1 protein-coding gene and 1 pseudogene are annotated in these 1,507 nt (G+C 63.0%); both read left to right on the top strand.

The window, feature by feature from the left end; genetic code table 11:
* Positions 1–11 precede the first annotated feature (11 nt).
* A complete protein-coding gene (locus AC4FWB_RS34045; RefSeq protein WP_491030591.1) occupies positions 12–902 on the top strand; it encodes an ABC transporter permease in 891 nt (296 codons plus the stop codon).
* 14 nt (positions 903–916) lie between these two features.
* Positions 917–1,507 (top strand): annotated as a pseudogene (locus AC4FWB_RS34040) (amidohydrolase family protein); the annotation flags it as partial.

Here is a 1,507-nt window from a genome sequence, read left to right as displayed (position 1 = left end):
TGAGGACGTTCCTGGACAGCGACCTCGTCTACGATTTCCTGCATTCGCCGGTCGCCCTGATCTCGGCGCTGGTGCTGGTCGCGATCGCCATGTCCGCGGCGCTTGCCCCATTGCTCTCGCCGCAAAACCCTTACGACCTGACGCAGCTTTACCTCGACAAGGCCGAGCTGCCGCCGATCTGGACGGCCGACGGGGAAGCGCCCTACCTGCTCGGCACCGACGTGCAGGGCCGCGACATCTTCTCGGCAATCCTCTACGGGTCGCGCATCTCGCTGATGATCGGCTTTGCCGGCGTCATCATGGCCGCCACGATCGGCATTACGGTCGGGCTGATCGCCGGCTATATCGGCGGCTGGGTCGACAACCTTCTCATGCGCGTCGGCGACCTCGTGCTGTCCATCCCGACCCTTTTGGTGGCGATCCTGGTCAGCGCGATCTTCCGCCATCTGCTGCCGATGTCGCTTCGCGACGCGTTCACGCCGGTCATCCTGATCATATCGATCTCCATCACGTCATGGGTGCAATATGCGCGCCTGGTGCGGGCCTCGGCCATGGTCGAGGCAAGGAAGGAATATGTGCTTGCCGCGCGCGTGCTCCGGGTCTCGTCGGCTCGCATCATGCTGTCGCATATCCTGCCGAACGTCATGACGCCGGTCCTGGTTACCGCGACCCTCAATCTGGGCCTTGCCATCCTTGCCGAGGCCACGCTGTCCTTCCTTGGCGTCGGCATGCCCGCCACCCAACCGTCGCTCGGCACGCTGATCCGCATCGGCAACCAGTACTTCTTCTCGGGAAGCTGGTGGGTCGTGCTGTTTCCCGCGCTGCAGCTCAGCTTGATCATCCTCGCAGTCAATCTGCTGGGTGACTGGCTGCGCGACGCGCTCAATCCCAAACTTCACTGATCAGGGAACCGATCATGAACCAGACCGTCATCCTTAAAAACGTTCGCCCCTGGGCAGCCCCCGCCACCGATATCCTCATCCGCGACGGCAGCATCGCGGCGGTAGGCCCCGCGGACGCTTCGATTGGGGCCGAGTCCATCGACGGCAAGAGCGCGATCCTGCTTCCCGGGCTTGTCGAAGCCCATACGCATCTCGACAAGACCCTTTACGGAATGCCCTGGAACCGCAACAGCGTGCCCTCCAACCTGCTCGCCAAGATCACCAACGAGCGCAATTCCAAGAAACGCATCGGTCTCGATCCGGCTCGGCAATCGGCAAGACAGGTAGCGCTTTCGGTGGGCCATGGAACCACGCACATCCGCAGCCATGTCGACGTCGATACCGAGCATGGTCTTGCCGGCGTCCACGGCGTCATGGCGACGCGCGAGAAATACGCCGACGTGGTGGACATCGAGATCGTCGCCTTTCCGCAGTCGGGAATGCTGATCCGTGAAGGCACCAAGGAGCTGATGGACGAAGCGCTGAGCCTCGGCGCCGACGTGGTCGGCGGCCTCGACCCCTGCTCGATGGATCTCGATCCGAAGGGTCATCTCGACGTGGTCTTC

It is taken from the genome of Mesorhizobium sp. LEGMi-168a (assembly GCF_058312955.1).
Note: the sequence above shows the minus strand (reverse complement) of the source record. Positions and strands in the feature narration are given on the sequence as shown.